Genomic DNA, 22,702 nt, shown 5'->3' with positions numbered 1-22,702 from the left:
GATGTCCTTCATGAACGGTCGGCGGGCGGGGTGGAGGACGTGGGGGAGGAGGCGGAACGGGCCGGACCGGCCGTGGGCCGCCCCTCGCCGGCACCGTCGTCACGCGCCCCCCGAGTGGCCGGGACCCGCTGGTCCTCGGCCTTGGGCGCGTGCGGGGCCTCATGGTCGCTTTCGTCGCGGGCCTGGAGCGTCCCCCGCTGGAAACAGGCGAGGGACGAGGCGGCGCGCTCGGCGGTGAAGTCGTCGGGGTGGTCCTCCTCTTCGACGGACGGGGGCTCCTCACGCAGTTCGGCCGCCAGGCTGGTCTGCGGCACCCGGCGGGGGAGGGGAGAGAGGCCGTCACGGGCCGCGGGCGCGGCGGTCCGCCCGGACACGGTACGGGCCGGCACCACCGGACGGGACTCCCGTACGGGCTCCTCCGGTTCGGCCGCCCCCGCGTGCTCCACCTCGTCCCGGTCCGGTGCGGCCACCTCCCGCACCACGACGTCGTGCGGGAGCAGCACGATCGCCGTCGTGCCGCCGTACGGCGACGAGCGCAGCGTGACCGCGATGCCGTGCCGCTGGGCGAGCCGCGCGATCACGAACATGCCGAGCCGCAGGTCGTCGGCGAGCGCCACCACGTCGAACTGCGGGGGCTCGGCCAACTGGGCGTTGAACGAGGCGTAGTCCTCCTCGGACAGCCCGAGACCGCGGTCCTCGACCTCCACGGCCAGCCCCTTGGCCACCATCGCGGCCCGCACGGTGACCGGCGCGGGCGCGGGGGAGTACAGGGTGGCGTTCTCGATCAGCTCGGCCAGCAGATGGATCACGTCCGCCACGGCGGGCGGCGCGAGATGCACCTCCTCCTCGGTGTGCACCTCCACCCGCTGGTACTCGGCGACCTCGCCGACGGCACTGCGCAGGATGTCGATCAGCGCGACCGGCTCGCTCCAGCTGCGGCCCGGCCGCTCACCGCTGATGATGACGAGGTTCTCCTCGTAGCGGCGCAACTGGCTGGCGGTGGAGTCCAGTTCGTACAGCCCCTGGAGGACCTCCGGGTCCTGGTGCGCCCGCTCCAGCGCGTCCAGCTTGGTCAGCTGGAGGTTGACCAGGTTCTGGCTCTGCCGGGCGATGCCCAGGATGACCTTCTGGAAGCCGCGCCGGGTGTCGGCGAGTTCGACGGCGGTGTGCACGGCGGTGCGCTGCGCGGTGTTGAACGCCTTGGCCACCTGGCCGAGTTCGTCGTGGCCGTAGTCCAGCGGCGGCGTCGCCAGCTCCACATCGACCGTCTCGCCCCGCTCCAGCCGGGCCACCACGTCCGGCAGCCGGTCCTGCGCCAGGCCGAGCGTGGCCTCGCGCAGGCCGCGCAGCCGCCTGGACAGCGAGCGCGTGATCCGCCAGGACATCCACACGCACAGCAGCAGCGCGACCAGACCGCCCGCGCTCAGCGACGCCGCCTTGATCAGCAGACCGCGCGCCTCGTCGCCGCTGCGCTGGAGCAGTGCGGTCGTCTGCTGCCGGATCAGCACCTCGTACTCGTCGGAGACCTTGACCAGCGCGGCCCGCCACTCCCGCTGCGCGTCCGGGACGGCGATGTCCCCCTCGGCACCCGCCGCCGCCCGCGCCGCGAGCACCCGGTCCTCGACCTTCTCCAGGGTCCGCCACTGCGGGCTCCCCAGGATCCGCTCGGTCTCCGCCTTCGCGTCGCCGGTGAGCGCGGGCAGGATCTGGTCGCCGACCAGCCACCGCCGTGTGTTCACCAGCTCGGCGAACTCGGTCCACGTCTTCTCGTCCATCTTCTTCGACGGCGAGGCCAGCGTCAGCAGCGCGTCCTCCCGGGACACCAACTCGGCCGCGTGCTCCAGCGACACGAGCGGCCCCGCCTGCGAGGTCAGGTCGCCGTCGTCGACCTGGGACAGCTCCTGGAAGGCGTGGATCTGGTCGTCGATGATCGACGTGTACTGGCCCAGCGCCTGCACGGCGGGGATGTCGGTGGGGTTGTCCACCTGCCCCCGGTAGTACTCCAGGCTGCTCACGGACGCCACGACCGAGTAGAGCCGGTCCTTGATCCGCGAGGGCGCCTGCTGGATCTCCTCCGACTGCGCCAGCAGCTTCGCGACCGCCTTGTCGGTCCTGCCGCGCTGCGCCTCCAGCGCGGCGCGCGCCTCCTGCTGCCGCGAGGCCAGCCACACGGCCGAGTAGCTGCGCTCCTGCTGCAGCGCGAGCGTGGCCTCGGTGCCCATGGCCCCGGTCGACCTGCTCAGCCCGGTCTGCGACCGCAGCCGCAGCCCCTCCGAGAACATCTGGATCGTCGTCACGCTCCAGACGGCGGCGAGCGTGACGCTGGGCACCAGCGCCAGGAGGATCAGGGAGAGACGGATGGAGCCGAGGCGGCGCCGGGGACCTGTCCGTGGAGACATTGTCGTCCTAGGGCGATCAGCAGGGGGTGGGGGCGGGGGCGGGAGCGGAGAGCGGGGGCGAAAGGGGGACGAGAGCGGGGGTGGCCGCGTGTCCGGGATGTCACAGGGGGTGCGCAGGATGCTATCCGTACAAGTGGGCGTACGCGTCAGGCGGGACCGAATCTTTGGCGACACCGCCCGGGGAACTGTCCGGTCAGCGGGTTCCGTTGGCGGCGAACGCCGCGACCGAGGCGATGTTCGCCCTGGTGACGAACGCCGGCCCGGTGAGGACGGGCGCCTCGCCGCCGCCGAGCGTGTTGCCGTTGGTCCGGTACAGCCAGAGCGAGTCCACCGCGAGATAGCCCTGGAGATACGGCTGCTGGTCCACCGCGAACTGCACGTCGCCGTCCTGGACCGCCTTGACCAGGTCCTGGTTGAGGTCGAAGGTCGCGACATGGGCCTTGCTGTCGGCCTCCCGGGCCGACTTCACCGCGGCCAGCGCGAACTGCGCGCCGTTCGTGACGACCTCGTCGAAGCTCGGGTCCTGGGAGAGCCGCGCGGCGATGGTGGCGGTGACTGCGTCCATGTCGGTGCCGTCCACGTACAGGTTCTCGGTCTCGCCGCCGAACGCCTTCTTCACGCCCGCACAGCGCGCCTCCAGGGCGACGTTGCCGCGCTCGTGGATGACGCAGAGCGCGTGCTTGGCCTTGAGGTCGTCCAGCTTGTCGCCGACGGCCCGGCCCGCGACGCTCTCGTCCTGGCCGAAGTATCCGAGGAGCCCCGCCGACTGCCATTCGTCCATACCGGAATTGAGCCCGACCACGGGTATGCCCGCCGCCCGCGCCTCGGCGACCGGACCGGCCATCGCCGTCGGCTTGGCCAGGGTCACCGCGATGCCGTCGACCTTCTGCCGGATCGCGTCCCGCATCAACGCCGCCTGGCCCGCGGGCTCGGAGTCGTTCGCGTAGGTCAGCTCGATCTTGTCCTTGGCGGCCGCGGCCTGGGCGCCCTTCTGCACCAGGTCCCAGAAGGCGTCCCCCTCGCCTCCGTGAGTGATCAGGGCGACCTTCAGCCGTGCGGTGCCCGCCGCGTCCGAGCCCGACGCGTCGTCGGTCGCCCCGGCGGCGGAACAGCCGGCCAGCAGCAGACAGGCCGCGGCCGTGACGGCCGCGGCGCGAGTGAGAGTGAAGCAGGGGGGTGGGGTCTTCATGAGGGTGCGGCACCTCGCTGTACGGCCGAGCCGGAGGAACGAACGAGAGCACGGCCGGAGTCGAACGGGGAGGTCCCCGACCTGGTGAACTCTCGCTGTGGCGGAGCCAATCGCGTGTGACCACCGGTAGTCAAGTGTGCAACCACGGGGTGTGAGTCGTTGCTGCCACATCGTGATGAACCGCTGGCGAGAGGCCGAACGCGTCGCGCTCGCAAACCTCGCCCACCGTACTGGAAGGCCGACGAACAGTGTGCCCACCCAGGGGCGCGGGGCTGTGTCGTCGTGCGGCTCCGCCGCGTGGGCACGACCAGCCCCCGCACACCCGCGCCCGTCAACCCCCCGTCGCGGCAACCCCTCTGTCCCGCCGCAGCCGCCGCCGGACCCGGGGTTCCTGATCCGGAAGCCACCCGAAGGCAAGGCAACTCCCCACGACCCCGAGCAGCAGCCCCACGAAGAACCCGCCCAGATTCGATGTGAGCCAGGTTCCCAGCGCCACCAGAACCCCGGTGATCGAATAGAAGAGCCGCTGGGCGGGATTGAAAAGGATCAGCAGCCCGAGCAACACCATCAGCGTCGGCAACAGATACCCGGCCAGGCCCTGCATACCGGCATGCAGCATGACCTTCACGGACGCCTTCATGGTGAGCAGGACCTCCGCCCCGCCCAGCGCGAGCAGCACCCCGCCCCAGAACGGCCGGTCGGCCCGCCAACGACGGAAGGCCGACCGGAAACCCGTACGCGAACTCATCAGCAACCCGTACTGCTGAAGCGGAGTTTCAGCCCGGGGAGCTTGAAGACCCCGGCGGTCGTCGCGTAGTTGGTCTGCCGCAGATTGGCGATGCGCACGGTGTCGGCCTGCTGGCTGAAGACGCCGATCGGCCCCTTCACCCCGGCCTTGGTCAAGGTACTCGCGTCGTTGCCGATCTCGATGTTGTTGAACGCGGCGTCACCCGACAACTCCGTCGAGTCGGTGGTCAGATCGCTCGCGGTCACCTTCTCCGCCCCGCTGCCGGCGGTGATGAGCAGGTTGGTCCCGCCCAGGTCCACGCTCTGGCACAGCTTCGTGAGCGTCGCGTTCTTGATCGCGGACGTGACCACCAGCACCTGCCCGCCGGTGTCGCCCGCGTTGGGGCTGCCCGGCGCCATCTCGTCGAGCCCGCCGAACTGCTCGAACCCGGTGCCGTTGAGCTCGGTCGCGGTGACGGTGAAGGGCATGCCGGAGATCGCGAACTGCACGCCCAGCGCCCCCTCGGCGGTGAGCACCGCGAGGGTGCCGGCGACCAGGGTGGCCGGTACCGCCATCACGGCGGCTCGGCGCGCCCGGACCCGTCCGCGTCTCGCGGGACCGTCGGGGGTTTCGGATGCTTCGGACGCTTTGGACACGGAACCGCTTTCCGGGTTCTCGGACAAGGCCATGACTGCTCCCAGGTGCAGAGAAAGTGCGGGTAGGGCATCAGCGGCACGTTGTCCTGGCGCGGACAGCGCCCACGGCGTACGTCTCCTCACAACTCCCGGCGGATGCAAGGGCTTTCTCGTACTCCGCAGTAGCCAAGCCCGGAAGTTACCGGTGGTTACAGTCGAGGGTCAAGGCAGTTGTGGAAAAAGGGTGTTGATTGTGAGTCACCTGTGGCTCAAGGGCTTGTGGAGCACCGGCCATGGACTCGTCGCCCGTATCAACTCCCTTTCAACTGCTTGACGATGACTGACCCTCAGGTCTACAACTGCCCCTGGCTCCCCCCTGGATCCGTGGCGCCGGATCCGCCGCCCGCGCGGCCTCTGCCCGCGTTCCCGGACTGATGTCCTTCACATTTCCGTGAGTTCACTCCATGGAGCCGTCACGGTCGCTTCCCCCCTCGGTCCGTGCCGGTCACCCCCCCGCCGTTGCCGGTCCGTGACGTACGGAGAAGGCGTCACGGACCGGCAACGGCACACGTGAACTCGCGCACCCCTCACTCCAGCCCCCACCCCAGAACTCCCTGAGCGGCACGGCTGCCCTCAGGGCACACCCCTGCAACGAAAGCCGAGGTACACCCCCATGCGCACCCGCACTCTCCTCACCCTCGCCGGTACCGTCGCCGCCCTCACCCTCCCCCTGGCCGGCCCCGCGTCCGCGGCCGACGGCACCGTCCTCACCACCGGATCCGTCGGCGGTACGGCCGTCGCGGCCGGCGAGGTCCTCACCGCGCCGCTGGCGAGCGGCACCGCCGCCACGTTCTACTCCAGCGCGACCGGGACGAGCGGTATCTCGTGCACGTCGTCGCAGTTCACGGCCACCGTGACGGACAACCCGAGCGCACCCGGCACCGCCACGGAGTCGGTCTCCGCGCACACCTTCGACGCCGCCAGCTGCACCACCAACGTGGTCGGCGTGCTCGGCGTCACCAGCATCACCGTCAACAACCTGCCGTACAGCGCCGCCGTGTCCTCCGACGGCACCGTCACCGTCACCCCGGCCGCGGGCTCCACCATCCAGACGACCGTCGTCCTGCGGACCCTGCTGGGCAGCATCAACTGCGTCTACCAGGCCCCCAGCCTGTCCGGCACGGCCAGCAACGACGACAACACCATCAACTTCGCCGGCGCCCAGTTCACCAAGGTCTCCGGCTCGTCCCTCTGCTTCGCCAACGGCTACTTCACCGCCAAGTACGCCCCGGTGACCGCCGGTGGTGAGGCCGTCTACGTCAACTGACGCCGAAAGCGCCGGAGTTCACCTCCTGCGCAGCCGCAGCGCGAGGGCGGCGCCCCCGGTGAGCACCAGCACCGCGGCGGCGCCGCCCGCCAGCATCGGCGTCGAGGGCCCGGTACCGGCCTCGCCGGTCTTCGCCACCGGCGTGCTGTCGGGCACGGCGGCGTTCTGCGGACGCCGGCTCCCGGTGTCGACGGGGGCGGAAGGCGTCGGTGTCGACGTCGGTGTCGGTGAGACGGGCGTGCGCGGCTCGGTCGTCGACGAAGGGCTCGCGGTCGTACGTCCCGCGGCGCTGTCGGCAGCGGAATCACCCCCGCCCGCCGGGAACACCACGTCCGAGCACGAGTAGTACGTGTCCGGAGTGCTGCTGTTCTGCCAGATCGTGTACAGCACATGCCGCCCGGTCCGGTCGGACGGCAGCGTGGCCCGGATCCGGTACGCCCCGTTCGTCAACGCGGGATCCTTCACCTCCGCGAACGGCCTGTCCGGCAGGTCGGACCAGGTGAGCGGCTTCGCCGGGTCGTAGCCGGGCTTGGTGAGGTACAGCTTGAACGTGCCGGTGTGCGGGATCGTCGAGACGTACCGCATGGTCAGGTCGGCCCCCGGCGTGAGCCGGGTCGACGGCCAGTCGGCGCGGGCGAGGTCGAGACCCCGGTAGGCGGGCAGTCCGCCGCTGCACAACTGCCCGTCGGGGACGACCTGTCGGTCCCGGCCGTTCACGTTCGCGATCCGAAGGTTGTCCCAGGCCGTGAAGGCCGCCCCGTTCGACGCGACCGCCGCCCGGCAGGCCGCCGACCGGGACGCGCTGCCGCCGTCGGGGGAGCAGGCGTACACCCGGCTGACCGGATCCGTCGGCGCACCGTGCGCCTGGGCGGGGCCCGCCGCCCACACCGTGAGCAGCAGGGGTGTGACGGCGGTGGCCGCAAGGGCGGTGCGGTGCGATCTCATCCAGCGCATCCGGGACATCCGGAACGTCTCCTCGGCCGGCACGGAAAGGGTCCCCGTGCAGTACGGGAATCGGGCCCGGCGCGTTCACCGCGCGACGAGTCGGGCAAAGTCTGGCAATGCCGGTCAACCGTCCGACGTAGAGGGTAGGTTTCCGGCCGGATCGAGGGTTTCCCCCGTATCCCGGTGACCTTCTCTTTGCCTATCGTTCGACCACAGCCGACCCACAGGTAACCCCGAACGGGTCGAAGCTCGCGCCAGGCCGGCCGCCGCGCCCCCGCGTTCCGCACTGCCCCACATGCGTTTCCCGCACTGCCCCACCGCCTTCTCGGCGTACCCCCCGCCGCTTCGAGGACGAAGCGAATCGACCGCCGCTCCGCGCTGCCCGGAGTACGGCAGGCCACGAAAGGGCACACCCTTGCGTACCTCTGCGTCCACCAGACGGAAGCTGATATCCGTCGCCGCGGTCTCCGCCGCGCTCTTCACGGCCGCCACCACCTCGGTCGCCGTGGCCCAGGACTCCTCGGCCCAGGAAGCCGCCGCCCCCGTCCCGGCGGCCCAGACCGAGGCCGCCCCCGGCACCCCGGCCGAGCGCCTCATCGTCGGCTACAGGGCCGGCGCCGCCGAGGCCAAGTCGAACAAGGCCGCCGAGGCCGACGCCGCCGCCAAGGGCAAGGAGGCCGGCGAGGACCTCGACTTCCAGCGCCGCCTCGGCTCCGGCGCCGCCCTCGTCGACCTGGGCGAGGAGCTCACCAAGGCGGACGTCGCCGACGTCGTCGCCGAGTACCAGGCCGACCCGCAGGTCGCCTACGTCGTACCGGACCGGCTGAACAAGCCGCTGGCCACGCCCAACGACACCGAGTACAGCAAGCAGTGGGACCTCTTCGAGAGCACCGCGGGCATGAACGTGCCGGGCGCCTGGGACGTCACCACCGGCAGCGGCGTCACCGTCGCCGTCATCGACACCGGCTACGTCACCCACTCCGACCTCGGCGCCAACATCGTCGGCGGCTACGACTTCATCTCCGACACCGCCGTCTCCAACGACGGCAACGGCCGTGACAGCAACCCTGCCGACACGGGCGACTGGACCACCGACGGCCAGTGCGCCGCCGACTGGACGGCCACCACCTCCTCCTGGCACGGCACCCACGTCGCGGGCACCATCGCCGCCGTCACCAACAACGGCAAGGGCGTCGCGGGCATCGCCTACGGCGCGAAGGTCTCCCCGCTGCGCGTCCTCGGCCAGTGCGGCGGCTACGACTCCGACATCATCGACGCCATCACCTGGGCGTCCGGCGGTTCGGTCTCCGGCGTCCCGGCCAACACCAACGTCGCCAAGGTCATCAACATGAGCCTCGGCGGGGGCGGCGCCTGCTCCTCGGCGACCCAGAGTGCCATCAACGCCGCGGTGAACCGTGGCACGACGGTGGTCGTCGCGGCGGGCAACGAGAACCAGAACGCCTCCAACTCCTCGCCGGCGAACTGCAACAACGTCATCTCGGTGGCCGCGCTGGGCCGCTCCGGCGCCAAGGCCTACTACTCCAACTACGGCTCGAGCGTGGACATCGCGGCCCCCGGCGGTGAAACCCGTACGACCACGGCGAACGGCATCCTGTCCACGCTGAACACCGGCACCCAGGGCCCGTCGAGCGAGACGTACAAGTACTACCAGGGCACCAGCATGGCCGCCCCGCACATCGCGGGCCTGGCCGCGCTGATGAAGTCGGCCAACGCGTCACTGACCCCGGCGCAGATCGAGTCCGCGATCAAGACCAACTCGCGTGCTCTGCCCGGCGCCTGCTCGGGCGGCTGCGGTGCCGGCCTCGCGGACGCGGCCAAGACGGTGCAGGCGGTGAGCGGCAGCTCCGGCGGCTCCACGGGGGGCACCACCTTCACCAGCACCTCCGCCGTCGCCATCCCGGACAACTCCTCCGCGATCGAGTCCTCCATCGCGGTCACCGGCCGCAGCGGCAACGCCCCCTCGGCCCTCCAGGTCGGCGTGGACATCACCCACACCTACCGCGGCGACCTGGTCATCGACCTGGTGGCGCCGGACGGCTCGACGTACCGCCTCAAGTCCAGCTCCTCGGACTCCGCGGACAACGTCAACACCACCTACACCGTGAACGCCTCCAGCGAGACGGCCAACGGCACCTGGAAGCTGCGCGTCCAGGACACGGCGGCCCAGGACACCGGCCGGCTCAACAGCTGGAAGCTGACCTTCTGACCGACCTGGTGGCAGACCGTCTGATCGACCTCATGGCCGACCTTCCGGTCGACAACTGAACGCGGGCCCTGGACGGGCGCGTACACGAACGGGCGGGCCGGCCGGTGCGGATGGGGCATCGGCCGGCCCGTCGTGTGTCCGGAGCACTGCCGACCGGGGCGGAAACCGTCGCTCCGGTCGGCTTCGTGCGCTCAGCGGCCGGACGCGTCCACCGCGACCCGCCCGGCGCCGACCTCGTCGAGGGCGGCCAGCACCCGGGCGCCGCGATCGGGCTCCCGGTCGATCCCGGGCAGCAGACCCGGCACCGCGATGCTCGGCAGGACATGCCCCCACAGGACCGAGATCCGCTCCGCCAGATCGGCCCGGTCGGTCAGCGCGCGGGACATCAGCTGGATCCCCGCGAACGCCCCGACCAGCAGCTCCACCGTCTGCCTCGGTACCACGGTGGGCAGCAACTCACCCTGGTCACGGGCTCGTTCGAGCAAAACGACGAGATGGTCCGCCCACTGCCGGAACGGGCCGGAGTGGTCGGACCCGGCCGGTGCGCTCTGGTCCACCGCCAGCCGCACGCTGCCCTTGAGCAGCGAGTTCCCGAGCAGCCGCTGCCCGAACACGAAGGTCATGTCGACGAGTTCCTGCAGCTTGCACGGCTGCGGCGGCACCGCTGCGAAGGGCACCTGCTCGTCCAGCACGGCCTGGGCGAGGGATTCCTTCGACGAGAAGTGGAAATACAGGGCACCCTTCGTCACTTCGGCCCGCTCCAGGACCATCGAGATGGTCGTCGCGGTGTATCCGTGCTCGTCGAAGACCGCTCCGGCGGCCTCGAGAATCACCCTCCGCGTTCTGATGGCGCGCTCCTGCCTCGCCATAACAGCCCCTCCGCTGCGCCGAGTTGGCCCGTGCGCCGGGCGTGCGCCGGAGCGGTTCGGGCACAGCCGGGCGACCCAGGGCCGCATTGAAAACAAACCGGTCGGCTCGTACTCTAACGCTCGCGGCACGGGCACCTCGCCGTCTGTCAGCGCACACACGGGGGGACCCAAGGAGGGGACATGCCTTATCCGCGGCCACTCGCCACGACCCTGCTCGCCGAGACTCCGGTACCGGACGGCCTGACCGCCACCGTACCGCGCCAGCTCGTCCACCGCGCTTCGGTCGCGGAAACGTTTCTCACGGGCGCGACCAGCATCAACACCGACCGGTTCACCGTCTTCGCCGAGTGGCCGCGCGCTCATCAGTTACACGTGTCGCCGGACCGGTCGGCCTATGAACCGCTGCTCGTCGCGGAAACCGTCCGTCAGGCCGGCACCCTCATCGCGCACACCGCCTACGAGGTCCCCCTGGGCCACCAGTTCGTGCTCCAGGAACTGCGGATCACCACGCGTCCCGAACGCCTCGTCATGGGCGCCACCCCCGCCGAACCCGTCCTCCACATCGAGGTCGTCGACGTCACCCGGCGCGGCGGCCGTCCGGCCGGATTCCGCTATGACGTGGAGATACGGCTCGGCGAGGAACTCGTCGGAACCGCGCATGTGGCCGCCACCTGGACCAGCGCCGCCGTCTACCGCCGACTGCGCGGCGGCCGCACCGCCGCCACCGTGTCCGCGTTGCCCGCCCCGCAGGGTCTGCCGCCCGCCGTCGTGGGCCGCGCCCTGCCCGAGGACGTCGTTCTGGCCCCGGCCGGGCGCTCCGACGACTGGCAGTTGCGAGTCGATACCGGACATGCTGTTTTCTTCGACCACCCGCTGGACCACGTACCCGGCATGCTCCTGCTGGAGGCGGCCCGCCAGGCCGTCTGGGCCGGTGCCCGCGGCACCCACCGCACAGCGGCCTCCTTCCACGCCGTCTTCCACCAGTACGCCGAACTTGACCTGCCCCTTTGGATAGAGGCCGAGAGCCGGGCGGGCGCGCACGGCACCGATGTCCAAGTCGTAGGACGCCAGGGGAAGTCGACGGTCTTCGAGTGCGGGGTGGGTATCGAGGAGCGCTGAGATATCGTGTGGGGGAGCAAGAAACAAACGGCACGACCCGTTCTTTTCCGTCACAGGAGAGTCCAGCTGATGGCGAGGCAGTTACGCGCCGAACAGACCCGCACCACGATCCTCACAGCCGCCGCCGAACTGTTCGACCGTCACGGCTATGAATCGACCAGTCTCAGCGACATCGTCGAGCAGGCCCAGGTGACCAAGGGAGCCCTCTACTTCCACTTCGCGGCCAAGGAGGACCTCGCCCAGGCCATCATGGAACTCCAGTCCCGGGCCGCCCGACAGGTCGCGATCGAGATGGACGGCAGGGGCTACACCTCGCTGGAGTCCCTGATACGCACGACGTTCGGCATCGTGCGGCTCTCCGTAGAGGGCCCGATACCCCGGGCCGGCCTGCGCCTGGCCACCGGGGGAGTGGTGATACGGCCGCCGCTGCGGCACCCGTACACCGAGCTGCTGGACATCACCTCCCGCAAACTCCTCGGCGCCGCCAAGGAGTCCGACATCCACCCGGACGTCGACGCCGAGGCCGCGGCCCACTCCCTCGTCTGCTTCTTCGTCGGCACCCGCGTCGTCGGCCGCTCCCTGGAACCCGTCGCACGACAGCCGCGCCGACTGGCCGAGATGTGGCACATCATGATCCGCGGCCTGGTCCCGGTACCGCGCCGCGCCCGCTACCTCACGCTCGCGACACAGCTGGAGCGGGAGATCAGAGCCGTATGAGCCGTAGGGCACGCGCGGTACCGTGAGGCGCATGCCCGAGAGGTCCGACACCCCGCCCCCGCCCGTGCTCCTCGGGAACGAACCCGGCTCGTTCCCGCACCGCGTCCTCGCCGAACGGCATCCCGCGATCATCCAGCAGGTGCGGGACTCCTTCCCGTACGGCCCCGAGCAGCACCGCGCGCTGGACGCGCTTCTCGCGAACTGCACCAAGGGTGTCATCGAGGCCCTCCCCGCCTACGCCCACGACGGCGACCGCTGGACGGCCTGGGGCGCCGACGCCAACGTCGGCCGGTCCTGGTTCGACGTACCGTGGCTGTGGTCGGAGAGCTACTTCTACCGCCAACTCCTGGAAGCCGTCGGCTACTTCACCCCCGGGCCCTGGCAGGGCATCGACCCGTTCCGCCCCTCCAAGACCGCCGAACTCGACGCCCCGGAGACGGACGAGGAGCTCTCCGCCCTCGACACCCTCGCCGACCGGCCCGCCGAGGAGCAGGACCGGGCGCTGCTGCACGGCTCCCTCTGGGGCAACCGGGCCGACCTCGGCTTCCGGCTGTCGGCCGCGCCCGGCGAGACCTCCTCGGACACCCCGCCCCTGGTGGCCGACGACAGCGAGACCCTCTGGTCGCTGCTCCCGCCCTCCGGCTCGGCCACCTTGTGCCTGATCGCCGACAACGCGGGCCGCGAACTCGTCCCCGACCTGCTCCTCATCGCCCATCTCCTCACCCAGGGGCGCATCGCGCGGGCCGTCCTCCACGTCAAGCCGTACCCGTACTACGTCTCCGACGCCACGCACACCGACGTGCTGGACGCCCTGCGCCGGCTGACCGCGGCCCCGGGCGCCGCCGCGACCTACGGCCGCACCCTCTGGTCGGCGCTGACCGACGGCCGCCTCACCGTCCGCGCCCACCCCTTCTCCTGCGCCCCGCTGCCGTACGCCGAGATGCCCGGCGACCTGCGCGACGAGTTCGCCGCCGCCACCGTCACCCTCCTCAAGGGCGACCTCAACTACCGCCGCCTGGTCGGCGACCGCCTCTGGCCGCCGACCACGCCCTTCGCCGATGTCACCGCCTACTTCCCCGGCCCGGTCGCCGCCCTGCGCACCCTCAAGTCCGACGTGATCACCGGCCTCGCCACCAGGACCGAGGCGGCGCTGGTGGCGGCGGAGGGACAGCGCTGGCGGACGGGCGGCACGCACGCGCTGATCCAGGTGCGGACGTGACGAAAGGGTTGGGGCGGTTACCCGTGCCGGTGACTCGTGCCTGCGATTCTTTGAGCAGCCCGACCCATTCAGGATCAAGTGACGTGCACCGGAAGCGACTTGATGCCGTTGATGAAGTTCGACACCAGCCGCCTGGGCGGCCCGGCCGTCCGTAGCTCCGGCAGTACCCGCAAGGTCTCCTGGTAGAGCACGCGCAGCTGGAGCCGTGCGAAGTGCGCGCCCAGGCAGACGTGCGGACCGTCGCCGAACGAGACGTGCGGGTTCGGAGCGCGGGACAGATCCAGTCGGTCCGGTTCGCCGAAGACCCGTTCGTCACGGTTGGCCGAGGCGTGGAAGACGACCACCTTGTCGCCCGCGCGAATGCGCCGACCGGCCAGTTCCGTGTCCTGCGCGGCGGTGCGCCGGAAGGTGAGGACGGGCGGATGCCAGCGCAACAACTCATCGACGGCGAGGCGGAGTTGAAATCGTCCGGCGCGTAGTCGCTCGTACGACTGCGGGTGCTCGGCCAGGGCCAGCAGCCCGCCCGGGGCCGCGCTGCGGACGGTGTCGTTGCCCGCGACCGTGAGCAGGAAGAAGAACATCTCCAGCTCGGGCCCGGCGAGTTCGCCATCGTGGGCGAGGGTCGTCATCACGTCGTCGTCGGGGAACCGCCTCTTGTGCGCGGCCAGTTGGCGGGCGTAGGCGAACATGTCCCGCAGCATCGCGGGCGACCGCGGATTGACCGGTCTGCCCTGCGGGTCCAGCACCGGGGGACCCGCCTCGTCGGGGTCCTGGTAGCCGATCACCCGCTGCGTCCAGTGCAGCAGCAGCTTGCGGTCGGCCTCCGGCACGCCGAGCAGGTCGGCGAGGTTGAGCAGGGCGTAGTCGTCGGTCACGGCGGTGACGAGATCGACGGTGCCGTCCGTCGCGCGGGCCGTCTCCAGGGCCTGCGCGAGGAGGGTGCGGGCCCGCTGCTCGGAGACCCTGGCGAAACGGTCGACGCGCCCCGGAGTGAAGGCCCGGCTCACCAGCCGCCTCAACCGGCCGTGCCCCGGCGGATCCTGATTGAGCATCATGCGGCGGATGAACGGCAGATCGTCGGGGTCGGGATCCCGGATCTGGGTCGCGCCCACGTACGAGGAGTAGGCCGCCGAGTCCTTGAGCACCCGCACCACGTCCGCGTGCCGGGTCACCGCCCAGAAGCCGGGCCCCGCCGGCCAGCCCAGCACCTCGGACTCCTCCTGTCGGACCACGGGGTGATGGTCGCGCAGGACGCGATAGGCCTCATGGGGGACGCCGGCCGCGTACTGCCGGGGATCGAAGACGTCGGGGACGGGGGGCGCGTCGTGGACGGTCACGCCGGCTCGCCTTCGCCGACGCGGCCGCTGCCTCGCGCGCCTTCCGCGTCGGCTGCGCCTTCCGCGTCGGCTGCGCCTTCCGTGCCGTCCGTGTCGTCTGCGCCGTCCGGGCTGTCGGCGCGCAGGAAGTCCTCGACGACGCGGATGAGCTCCAGCGGCGTCTCGTCCATGGCGTAGTGGCCCGCGGACGAGAGTTCGCGCAGCTCGGCCCGTGGATACCAGGTCATCCACGTCCCGCGGAGAAGGTCGGCGGACAGGGCGGGGTCGAGGGCGCCGGCCACGGCGAGCGCGGGGACCGGGGAGTCCTCGATCCGTGTGTGGAAGTCCTCCCCGGCCCAGGAGTCCAGCCAGGCGCGGAACGCCTTCTGGTCGCTGACGGCGAGCGAACGGGCGACCATCCGGTCGAGCCAGGCGGCCGGCCGACGGCCACCGGTGGTGATGTCGATGATGGCACGCCGGTTCTCCGGCCGGTGCGCCGCGTCCGCGAACAGCTCCCACTGCCCGGGCGGCAACGCCAGCCCCGACGCCGGCACCGGCGAGACCCCGACCAGCCTGCGCAGCCGGTGCGGGGCGACGGCGAGGAGGCGCTGCCCGACCGCACCGCCCATCGAGTGCCCCACCACCGAGAACCGCTCCCAGCCGAGCCGGTCGGCCAGCTCCACCAGGTCGAGGGCCGCCTCGTTGGTCGTGTACGCGCCGGCGGCGTCCTTCGCGGCGCCGTAGCCGCGCAGATCGACGAGCGCGTAGGTGAACTCCGTACGGTCGAGGTCGGGGAGGACCGCCGCGTAGGCGGACCGATCGGCGAACCAGCCGTGCACCGCGAACACCTTGTGGGCGCCGTCGCCGTGCAGCTCATGGGGGAGCGAGAAGGAGGTCATGCGACCAAGGTGGCCCATATCGGGGGAGACCGACAGATTGACGGAGCCGGGTCGGTGTGCTGTGTGTCCGTGATGCCTGGGGCCGTATGCGGTGTGCGGCCGACGGCGTCGCCCCGCTTCCCGCGCGGTTCGGATCAGCTCGTCCCTGTGGGCGGCGGGGTGAGGTCGGCGGCCACGCCCTGGAGGAGGTGGGCAGGTGAGGTGCGAGGAGTTCGCGCGCGTGGAGATGAACGCCACAAGGGCCGTCGAGAACTCCCGGAATCACCCGCGATTCACGCGATGGTGTGATCATGTGCCGCGCCACGGATGCCACTTGAGTCCCAGGGGTAGGGCCCCGGCCATGACGCAGCAGCCCTTCGAACTCCCGCACTTCTACATGCCGTACCCCGCGCGGCTGAACCCGCATGTCGATGAGGCGCGTGCCCACTCGACCGAATGGGCGCGCGAGATGGGCATGCTGGAAGGGTCCGGGGTCTGGGAGCAGGCCGACCTGGACGCGCACGACTACGGCCTGCTCTGCGCCTACACCCATCCCGAATGCGACGGTCCCGCGCTCTCCCTCATCACCGACTGGTACGTGTGGGTCTTCTTCTTCGACGACCACTTCCTGGAGATCTTCAAGCGCACTCAGGACCGCGTCGGTGGCAAGGCCTACCTGGACCGGCTGCCCCTGTTCATGCCGATGGACCTGTCGACCCCGATGCCCGAGCCGCAGAACCCGGTCGAGGCGGGCCTCGCCGACCTGTGGAAGCGCACCGTGCCCAAGATGTCGGCCGACTGGCGCCGCCGCTTCTCCGTGGCGACCGAACACCTCCTCAACGAGTCCCTGTGGGAGCTCTCCAACATCAACGAGGGCAGGGTCGCCAACCCGGTCGAGTACATCGAGATGCGCCGCAAGGTGGGCGGCGCCCCCTGGTCGTCGGGCCTGGTGGAGTACGCGACGTCCGAAGTGCCCCCGTCCGTCGCCGAGTCGAGGCCGCTGAGGGTCCTGATGGAGACCTTCTCCGACGCCGTGCACCTGCGCAACGACCTGTTCTCCTACCAGCGCGAGGTCGAGGACGAGGGCGAACTCAGCAACGGCGTGCTGGTCCTGGAGACCTTCTTCGGCTGCACCACCCAGGAGGCCGCCGACACCGTCAACGACGTCCTCACCTCCCGGCTCCACCAGTTCGAGCACACCGCCCTCACCGAGGTCCCGGCCGTGGCGCTGGAGAAGGGGCTCACGCCCCAGGAGGTCGCCGCCGTCGCGGTGTACACCCGGGGACTCCAGGACTGGCAGTCCGGCGGCCACGAATGGCACATGCGCTCCAGCCGCTACATGAACGCGCGTGCCGAGCCCACCGCACCCTGGCGCGCCCCGACCGGACCCGGCACCTCCGCCGCCGACGTCGGCGCGCTGCTCGCGGCGGCCGGCGCCGAACGCCTGCGTGCCTACACGCACATGCCGCACCAGAAGGTCGGCCCGTCCCGGCTCCCCGACTTCTACATGCCGTTCCAACTCGAGCTCAGCCCGCACCTCGGCGCCGCCCGCCACCGCCTGACCGAGTGGTCGCACCGGATGGGCATCCTCCAGGAGGGCGTCTGGGACGAGGACAAGCTCGCCGCCGCCGACCTTCCGCTGTGCGCGGCCGGCCTCGACCCCGACGCCACCCCGCAGGCCCTCGACCTCAGCTCGCAGTGGCTGGCCTGGGGCACCTACGGCGACGACTACTACCCGCTCGTCTTCGGCCACCGCCGCGACCTCGCCGCCGCCCGGCTCACCACCCAGCGCCTCTCAGCCTGCATGCCCCTCGACGGCGAGCAGGCCGCCCTCCCGCTCAACGCCATGGAACGCGGCCTGATCGACCTGTGGGCGCGCACGACGGCGGCCATGACCCCCGAGCAACGCCGCTTCCTCAAGGACGCGGTGAACGTCATGACCGAGAGCTGGGTGTGGGAGCTGTCCAACCAGCTCCAGAACCGCGTCCCCGACCCGGTCGACTACCTGGAGATGCGGCGCGCCACCTTCGGCTCCGACCTCACGCTCAGCCTCTGCCGGATGGGCCACGGCCCCGCCGTCCCACCGGAGGTGTACCGCAGCGGGCCCGTCCGCTCGCTGGAGAACGCCGCCATCGACTACGCCTGCCTCCTCAACGACGTCTTCTCCTACCAGAAGGAGATCGAGTACGAGGGCGAGATCCACAACGCGATCCTCGTCGTGCAGAACTTCTTCGGCATCGACTACCCGACCGCGCTGTCCGTCGTCCACGACCTGATGACCCAGCGCATGCAGCAGTTCGAACATGTGGCGGCACACGAACTGCCCATCGTGTACGACGACTTCGCGCTCTCGGACGAGGCCCGCGAGATCATGCGGAACTATGTGGTCGACCTCCAGAACTGGATGGCGGGAATCCTCAACTGGCACCGGGAGGTCGACCGCTACAAGGCCGAGTACCTGGCCCGCCGCGCGCACGGCTTCCTGCCGGACCGTGCCCCCGCCGTGCCCGTCCTCCGCTGACCTCCCGCACCCGCGCCGCCGTCACCTCGGCGAGCTCTCGTACGCCGTTCGTCGCGTTCTCCGAGAGCTCGCCGCTTTCGAAACTTTTCGGTTCGACGAGAGGGGCACACGGGCTGACGTCACGCGCGCGTGGGCACCTTCCGGGCCGCGTGTTCGACCGCGGCTCGCGCCAGCGCCCGGACCACCGGGTGCGGGCGCGAGCCGTCGCCGGACAGCTCGGGCTGGAAGAGCGTGGCCAGGAAGAAGGGATGGCCGGGCAGTTCGGCGATCCGGACGTGGCCGTCCTCGTCGTGCCCGGAGAAACGCAGCCCGCGCGCACGCAGGGTGCCGAGGTGGCGGGAGGGGCCGTACGCGCAGAAGTACCGTTCGACGGTGCGCTCCGAGCCGATCACCGACTCGGCGAGCGTGTCGGGCTCGATCCGGACGGCCGCCTCATGGCCGACCAGCGAGCAGGCCAGGGGTTCGATGAGGAAGTCGTCGGCGTCGGGGTCGTTCTCGGCGTGGGCGACCCGCGTCAGCCCGCACACCTGGCGGGCGTACTCCAGGAGCGCGTGCTGGAAGCCACCGCAGGTGCCGAGGAAGGGGATGCCCTCCTCGCGCGCGGTGCGGATCGCGGCCAGCACACCCTCCTCGCTGCGGTACGGGCTGCCGGGCAGCACCCACACGGCGTCGAAGCCGCGCACCGCACCGTCGGCGACCGCGTCCCGCGTGGGGATCCAGTAGGCGTCGAGGACGAGCCGGTCGCGTTCGGCGAGGGCGTCCAGCAGAAGGGGCACGCGTGTGTGCGAGGCGACGTCGGGGGAGCGGTCCCCGACAAGGGCGAGCCTGGCCGGCCCGGCCGTCCGAGCAGCGGTTTTCGTCATGGCGTCATCCTGGGCGCGGCCCCCACTTCACGTCCAACGATGATTACTGGACCTCCGATAAGCGGAGCTGATGGCGTGCGGGATCCTGTGCCGCATGGACCCGCACCTGCTGCGCACGTACGTCACCGTCGCCCGCCTCGCCTCGTTCTCCGAGGCCGCCCGCACTCTGGGGTACACCCAGTCGGCGGTGTCCCAGCACATCGCCGCGCTCGAACAGGACCTCGGCGCGCCCCTGCTCACCCGTCGCCCCGTCACGCCCACGGCGGCCGGCGAGCGGCTCCTCGAACACGCGGGGCCGCTGCTGCTCCGGCTTGAGGCGGCCCGCGCGGACGTCGCACGGATGGCGGCCGCGCCCGACCGCGAACTGACCCTGGCGACCACGTCCACCGCCCTCGGCGCCCGCGTCCTCGCCGCGCTCCCGGCCTCCGGCGTGACACTGCGCGTGCTGCCGCGCGACGAGGTCCCCGCGGCCGTCGCCACCGGCACGGCCGACCTCGGGCTCGTCGACGGCCTCGCCGCCCCGAGCGACCCGCTGCGGCTGCCCGACGTGGCGCCGCTGACCACGTACGGCGTCGGGGAGGAGCCGGTCTGCGTGCTCCTGCCCGACACCCACCCGCTCGCCGGGCGCACCGGACTGCGGCTCGGCGACCTGGCCGACGCCCGCTGGCTCGACGCCCCCGACGCGGGTCTGCCGCTGGCCCACCTCCGCGGCGCGAACGGCGGCCACGGGTTCCGCAGCGCCCTGCGCTACGAGGGCACCGACGTCCGCGCCCTCACCGCCCTGGCCGCGGCGGGCCACGGCCTGACCCTGCTCCCGCGTTCGGCGGCCGCCGAAGTGCCGCACACGGTCGCCGTACCGCTCACGCGACCGCGGGTCGTACACCGGACCGAACTGGTGTGCGCGGGGGCGGGTACGCCCCGGGGAGCGGTGGCGGACGTCGCGGAGGCGTTGCTCGATCGGGCCTGATCGCGGAGCGGTCGACGTCCGGACGCCGACGGCTTCCCGTTCCTGACCCCCGGTCAGTCTCACTCGATCGTGGCTCGTCGTGCGCCGGTGCGCAGGGTAGTCACCAGCCGGAGGCGATCCGATGGAACAGACTGCGTTGCGACCCAAGCCCATGCCAGGTCAGAGCCCCGGCGACGGCACCAAGCCGGCCCCCGGCGCACGACGCCCGCACGCCGCGCCCCAGCCGCGCGGCCGACGGCTCACGACCGTGCTGTGCGCCCTGCTGGCCGGGACGGTCCTGGTCCTGTCCGGGGTCGGACTCGGCACGCTCGGGGCCACCGTGATCGGCATGAGCAAGCTCGCCGAGTTCCAGCGGCAGGCGGGCCAGCGGGCCGGTGCCCCGGGAAGCCCGGCCGAGTCGGCACACCCCGGCTCCTCCGCCCCGGCGTCCCCGACGCCCACCTCCTCGCCGGCTCCCGCCGCCGTCGCCACCCTCGGCGTCGAGGCCGTGGACGCCCGGAGGACGGGCGCCCTGGTGGTCGGCGTCCACGTCCCCGGACCCGGGTACTCGGCCGGTCTGGTCAGGAGCGACGTGATTCTCGCGTTCGACAACACCCGCATCGACTCGGCCGCCGACCTCGCGCGCGCCGTCGCCGAAGCCCGCCCGGGCGACGAGGCGACCTTGACGGTGCGCCATCGCGGCGGGGGCCGGCAACAGCTGACCGTGATTCCGGGGGTGGTCATCTGACCGCCGGGCGGCCCTTGCAGGAACCCGCGAAAACCACTGGTCACGGTCGGCCGACCAGGCCACGATGAGGCCCATGCCGACCACCCTCATCGCCTTCCTGGGAGCCTGCACCCTCGTCGCCGCCTCGCCGGGGCCCAGCACGGTGCTGATCATCAAGCAGTCCCTGCACAGCAGGCGCTCCGGCTTCCTGACCGTGCTCGGCAACGAGACCGGCGTCTTCATCTGGGGCGTGGTCGCCGCGTTCGGCCTGACCGCGCTGCTGACGGCCTCCGAGGTCGCGTACGACGTGATGCGGATCGTCGGCGCGGTCGTCCTCGTCGGCTTCGGCGTCCAGACGCTGCGGCACGCGCGCCGCACGAAGCAAACGGAGGGCGCGGAGGGTGCGCGGGGCGCGGAGGAACCCGTCTGGGAGGGCACGCGGAAGGGCGACTGGGCGTCCTACAGGGGCGGGCTGCTGCTCAACCTCGCCAACCCCAAGGCGGCCGTCTTCGCGCTGTCCTTCCTCCCGCAGTTCGTGCCGCAGGGCGCCCCGCACCTGCCGACCATGGTGGGCCTCGCCGCGCTCTGGGCGGTCTACGAGGTCGGGTACTACGGCCTGTACGTGTGGTTCGTCGGCCGGATGAGGACCGTGCTGTCCCGCGCGGGCGTGCGCCGGCGTCTGGAACAGGTCTCCGGCGGCGTCCTGCTGCTCCTCGGCGTCCGTATGGCACTGGACAGCTGACGCCGTGACCGCAGGGGCGGTCGAAGTCCCGCCGACAAGACCCGTCGACCGGCTCGCGCCGCCCCCTCCGTCCGGGCAGGATGCTGCCCGTAGCCCTTCACGCGCCCAGGAGGCCCGGATGACCGGCACCGCACCAGCGCCCTTCACCGCCGACGACTACGGGGCCCGGATGGAACGTGCCGCACGGGCGGCCGCGGACGCCGGCCTCGCCGGGCTGCTGGTGGCACCCGGCCCGGACCTGGTGTGGCTCACCGGCTACGCGCCCACCGCGGAGACCGAGCGGCTCACCCTGCTGGTCCTCGCCCCCGGTCAGGACCCCGTCCTCGTCGTCCCCGCCCTGGAGGCCCCGGACGCCGCGAAGGCCCCCGGCGCGCCCGGTCTGACCCTGCGCGACTGGACCGACGGCAAGGACCCCTACGCCGCCACCGCCGCCCTGCTCGACGGGCGGCTCCGGGGAGGTGCGAGTGCGTTCCCGGAGCCGCCCGGACGGTTCGGCATCAGCGACAACGCCTGGGCGATGCATCTGCTCGCCCTCCAGCGGGCACTGCCCGGCACCTCGTACGCCTCCCTCACCGACGCCCTGCCGATGCTCCGCGCCGTCAAGGACGCGGCCGAGCTGGAGCTGTTGGCGGCCGCGGGCGCGGCCGCTGACGCAACGTTCGAGGAGATCCGGAAGGTGCCCTTCGGTGGGCGTCACGAGTCGGACGTCGCCGCCGACCTCGCCGACCTGCTGCGCCGCTTCGGACACTCCCAGGTCGACTTCACCATCGTCGCCTCGGGCCCCAACGGCGCCAACCCGCACCACGAGGTGGGCGACCGCGTCATCGAACGCGGCGACATGGTCGTCCTCGACTTCGGCGGCCTGAAGGACGGCTACGGCTCCGACACCTCCCGCACGGTCCACGTCGGCGAACCCACCGACGAGGAACGCCGGGTCCACGACCTCGTACGCGAGGCCCAGGAGGCCGGCTTCCGGGCGGTGCGGCCCGGCGTCGCCTGCCAGGAGGTCGACCGGGCCGCCCGCGCGGTCATCGCCGACGCCGGGTACGGCGAGTACTTCATCCACCGCACCGGGCACGGCATCGGCGTCACCACGCACGAGCCGCCGTACATGATCGAGGGCGAGGAGCAGCCCCTCGTGCCCGGCATGTGCTTCTCCGTGGAGCCCGGCGTCTATCTGCCGGGCCGTTTCGGAGTGCGCATCGAGGACATCGTCACCGTCACCGAGGACGGCGGCCGGCGCCTCAACGACACGACCCGCGAGATGGTCATAGTGGACTGACCCGGTGACCGGCACCGGAGCGAGGAGACCCCGTAGACCCCCGAGCGACGACGG

Annotated in this window: 19 protein-coding genes; 10 read left to right on the top strand and 9 right to left on the bottom strand. The window is 71.6% G+C overall.

Annotated features, from left to right (window positions below):
- Positions 1 to 8: 8 nt before the first annotated feature.
- The 4 genes from ACFZBP_RS04335 to ACFZBP_RS04320 form a co-directional block, all read right to left on the bottom strand.
- On the bottom strand, positions 9 to 2,399 hold the full coding sequence (locus tag ACFZBP_RS04335; protein WP_391409809.1) for a nitrate- and nitrite sensing domain-containing protein: 2,391 nt from the start codon (positions 2,397 to 2,399) through the stop codon (positions 9 to 11).
- A 193-nt stretch (positions 2,400 to 2,592) separates the two neighbouring features.
- A complete protein-coding gene (locus ACFZBP_RS04330; protein WP_383446105.1) occupies positions 2,593 to 3,588 on the bottom strand; it encodes a substrate-binding domain-containing protein in 996 nt (331 codons plus the stop codon).
- A 331-nt stretch (positions 3,589 to 3,919) separates the two neighbouring features.
- Entirely contained in the window at positions 3,920 to 4,336 is a 417-nt protein-coding gene (locus tag ACFZBP_RS04325) for a DUF6114 domain-containing protein (RefSeq protein ID WP_391409807.1), read from the bottom strand.
- The gene (locus tag ACFZBP_RS04320) at positions 4,336 to 5,004 is read right to left on the bottom strand and encodes a DUF6230 family protein (protein WP_383446114.1); all 669 of its coding nucleotides are present in this window, start codon (positions 5,002 to 5,004) and stop codon (positions 4,336 to 4,338) included. Before ACFZBP_RS04320 ends, ACFZBP_RS04325 begins: the two co-directional genes overlap by 1 nt.
- A gap of 619 nt (positions 5,005 to 5,623) precedes the next feature.
- Here ACFZBP_RS04320 and ACFZBP_RS04315 point away from each other — a divergent pair.
- On the top strand, positions 5,624 to 6,277 hold the full coding sequence (locus tag ACFZBP_RS04315) for a Tat pathway signal sequence domain protein (RefSeq protein WP_391409804.1): 654 nt from the start codon (positions 5,624 to 5,626) through the stop codon (positions 6,275 to 6,277).
- 18 nt (positions 6,278 to 6,295) lie between these two features.
- Here the strand turns inward: ACFZBP_RS04315 and ACFZBP_RS04310 are convergent, their stop codons facing one another.
- Entirely contained in the window at positions 6,296 to 7,231 is a 936-nt protein-coding gene (locus tag ACFZBP_RS04310; RefSeq protein ID WP_391410350.1) for a lytic polysaccharide monooxygenase, read from the bottom strand.
- A gap of 406 nt (positions 7,232 to 7,637) precedes the next feature.
- Here ACFZBP_RS04310 and ACFZBP_RS04305 point away from each other — a divergent pair, with 406 nt between their 5' ends.
- Entirely contained in the window at positions 7,638 to 9,449 is a 1,812-nt protein-coding gene (locus tag ACFZBP_RS04305) for a S8 family serine peptidase (RefSeq protein WP_391409802.1), read from the top strand.
- Between the two features lie 191 nt (positions 9,450 to 9,640).
- Here ACFZBP_RS04305 and ACFZBP_RS04300 read toward each other — a convergent pair whose 3' ends face one another.
- Positions 9,641 to 10,318, bottom strand: coding sequence for a ScbR family autoregulator-binding transcription factor (locus ACFZBP_RS04300; protein WP_383446122.1), 678 nt, complete (start codon positions 10,316 to 10,318; stop codon positions 9,641 to 9,643).
- A gap of 180 nt (positions 10,319 to 10,498) precedes the next feature.
- On the opposite strand from ACFZBP_RS04300, the gene ACFZBP_RS04295 reads away from it, so the two are divergent.
- From ACFZBP_RS04295 to ACFZBP_RS04285, 3 genes are all read left to right on the top strand, one after another.
- Positions 10,499 to 11,437, top strand: a complete 939-nt coding sequence (locus ACFZBP_RS04295) for a ScbA/BarX family gamma-butyrolactone biosynthesis protein (RefSeq protein ID WP_391409799.1) — start codon at positions 10,499 to 10,501, stop codon at positions 11,435 to 11,437.
- A gap of 69 nt (positions 11,438 to 11,506) precedes the next feature.
- Positions 11,507 to 12,154: a ScbR family autoregulator-binding transcription factor gene (locus ACFZBP_RS04290; RefSeq protein WP_391409797.1), complete on the top strand. Its 648-nt coding sequence runs from the start codon at positions 11,507 to 11,509 to the stop codon at positions 12,152 to 12,154.
- 31 nt (positions 12,155 to 12,185) lie between these two features.
- Positions 12,186 to 13,373, top strand: a complete 1,188-nt coding sequence (locus ACFZBP_RS04285; protein ID WP_391409795.1) for an ARMT1-like domain-containing protein — start codon at positions 12,186 to 12,188, stop codon at positions 13,371 to 13,373.
- Positions 13,374 to 13,447: 74 nt separating this feature from the next.
- Here the strand turns inward: ACFZBP_RS04285 and ACFZBP_RS04280 are convergent, their stop codons facing one another.
- On the bottom strand, positions 13,448 to 14,710 hold the full coding sequence (locus ACFZBP_RS04280; RefSeq protein ID WP_391409792.1) for a cytochrome P450: 1,263 nt from the start codon (positions 14,708 to 14,710) through the stop codon (positions 13,448 to 13,450).
- Positions 14,707 to 15,588, bottom strand: coding sequence for an alpha/beta fold hydrolase (locus ACFZBP_RS04275; protein ID WP_391409790.1), 882 nt, complete (start codon positions 15,586 to 15,588; stop codon positions 14,707 to 14,709). The genes ACFZBP_RS04280 and ACFZBP_RS04275 overlap by 4 nt, the downstream gene beginning before the upstream one ends.
- A 340-nt stretch (positions 15,589 to 15,928) precedes the next feature.
- Here ACFZBP_RS04275 and cyc2 point away from each other — a divergent pair, with 340 nt between their 5' ends.
- A complete protein-coding gene (cyc2, locus tag ACFZBP_RS04270; protein ID WP_391409788.1) occupies positions 15,929 to 18,088 on the top strand; it encodes a germacradienol/geosmin synthase Cyc2 in 2,160 nt (719 codons plus the stop codon).
- A 119-nt stretch (positions 18,089 to 18,207) separates the two neighbouring features.
- On the opposite strand, the gene ACFZBP_RS04265 is transcribed toward cyc2, so the two are convergent.
- Entirely contained in the window at positions 18,208 to 18,951 is a 744-nt protein-coding gene (locus ACFZBP_RS04265; RefSeq protein ID WP_391409786.1) for a hypothetical protein, read from the bottom strand.
- 94 nt (positions 18,952 to 19,045) lie between these two features.
- Between ACFZBP_RS04265 and ACFZBP_RS04260 the strand changes: the two genes are divergently transcribed.
- The 4 genes from ACFZBP_RS04260 to ACFZBP_RS04245 all read left to right on the top strand — a co-directional run bounded on the left by ACFZBP_RS04260 (position 19,046) and on the right by ACFZBP_RS04245 (position 22,648).
- On the top strand, positions 19,046 to 19,918 hold the full coding sequence (locus tag ACFZBP_RS04260; RefSeq protein WP_391409783.1) for a LysR family transcriptional regulator: 873 nt from the start codon (positions 19,046 to 19,048) through the stop codon (positions 19,916 to 19,918).
- A gap of 121 nt (positions 19,919 to 20,039) precedes the next feature.
- Positions 20,040 to 20,645, top strand: coding sequence for a PDZ domain-containing protein (locus ACFZBP_RS04255; protein ID WP_391409781.1), 606 nt, complete (start codon positions 20,040 to 20,042; stop codon positions 20,643 to 20,645).
- A 73-nt stretch (positions 20,646 to 20,718) separates the two neighbouring features.
- A complete protein-coding gene (locus tag ACFZBP_RS04250; RefSeq protein WP_383446156.1) occupies positions 20,719 to 21,366 on the top strand; it encodes a LysE family translocator in 648 nt (215 codons plus the stop codon).
- Positions 21,367 to 21,484: 118 nt separating this feature from the next.
- Positions 21,485 to 22,648: a M24 family metallopeptidase gene (locus ACFZBP_RS04245; protein WP_391409779.1), complete on the top strand. Its 1,164-nt coding sequence runs from the start codon at positions 21,485 to 21,487 to the stop codon at positions 22,646 to 22,648.
- The last annotated feature ends 54 nt before the right edge of the window (positions 22,649 to 22,702 follow it).

The sequence above is a fragment of the Streptomyces sp. NPDC008086 genome (assembly GCF_042957325.1).
Taxonomy (GTDB): Bacteria; Actinomycetota; Actinomycetes; order Streptomycetales; family Streptomycetaceae; genus Streptomyces.
Note: the sequence above shows the minus strand (reverse complement) of the source record. Positions and strands in the feature narration are given on the sequence as shown.

Bases quoted from the DNA above. Each gene is read 5' to 3' on its own strand.
- ACFZBP_RS04335 (WP_391409809.1), bottom strand. From the start codon at position 2,399: ATGTCTCCACGGACAGGTCCCCGGCGCCGCCTCGGCTCCATCCGTCTC.
- ACFZBP_RS04330 (WP_383446105.1), bottom strand. From the start codon at position 3,588: ATGAAGACCCCACCCCCCTGCTTCACTCTCACTCGCGCCGCGGCCGTC.
- ACFZBP_RS04325 (WP_391409807.1), bottom strand. From the start codon at position 4,336: ATGAGTTCGCGTACGGGTTTCCGGTCGGCCTTCCGTCGTTGGCGGGCC.
- ACFZBP_RS04320 (WP_383446114.1), bottom strand. From the start codon at position 5,004: ATGGCCTTGTCCGAGAACCCGGAAAGCGGTTCCGTGTCCAAAGCGTCC.
- ACFZBP_RS04315 (WP_391409804.1), top strand. From the start codon at position 5,624: ATGCGCACCCGCACTCTCCTCACCCTCGCCGGTACCGTCGCCGCCCTC.
- ACFZBP_RS04310 (WP_391410350.1), bottom strand. From the start codon at position 7,231: ATGCGCTGGATGAGATCGCACCGCACCGCCCTTGCGGCCACCGCCGTC.
- ACFZBP_RS04300 (WP_383446122.1), bottom strand. From the start codon at position 10,318: ATGGCGAGGCAGGAGCGCGCCATCAGAACGCGGAGGGTGATTCTCGAG.
- ACFZBP_RS04295 (WP_391409799.1), top strand. From the start codon at position 10,499: ATGCCTTATCCGCGGCCACTCGCCACGACCCTGCTCGCCGAGACTCCG.
- ACFZBP_RS04290 (WP_391409797.1), top strand. From the start codon at position 11,507: ATGGCGAGGCAGTTACGCGCCGAACAGACCCGCACCACGATCCTCACA.
- ACFZBP_RS04285 (WP_391409795.1), top strand. From the start codon at position 12,186: ATGCCCGAGAGGTCCGACACCCCGCCCCCGCCCGTGCTCCTCGGGAAC.
- ACFZBP_RS04275 (WP_391409790.1), bottom strand. From the start codon at position 15,588: ATGACCTCCTTCTCGCTCCCCCATGAGCTGCACGGCGACGGCGCCCAC.
- cyc2 (WP_391409788.1), top strand. From the start codon at position 15,929: ATGACGCAGCAGCCCTTCGAACTCCCGCACTTCTACATGCCGTACCCC.
- ACFZBP_RS04265 (WP_391409786.1), bottom strand. From the start codon at position 18,951: ATGACGAAAACCGCTGCTCGGACGGCCGGGCCGGCCAGGCTCGCCCTT.
- ACFZBP_RS04260 (WP_391409783.1), top strand. From the start codon at position 19,046: ATGGACCCGCACCTGCTGCGCACGTACGTCACCGTCGCCCGCCTCGCC.
- ACFZBP_RS04255 (WP_391409781.1), top strand. From the start codon at position 20,040: ATGGAACAGACTGCGTTGCGACCCAAGCCCATGCCAGGTCAGAGCCCC.
- ACFZBP_RS04250 (WP_383446156.1), top strand. From the start codon at position 20,719: ATGCCGACCACCCTCATCGCCTTCCTGGGAGCCTGCACCCTCGTCGCC.
- ACFZBP_RS04245 (WP_391409779.1), top strand. From the start codon at position 21,485: ATGACCGGCACCGCACCAGCGCCCTTCACCGCCGACGACTACGGGGCC.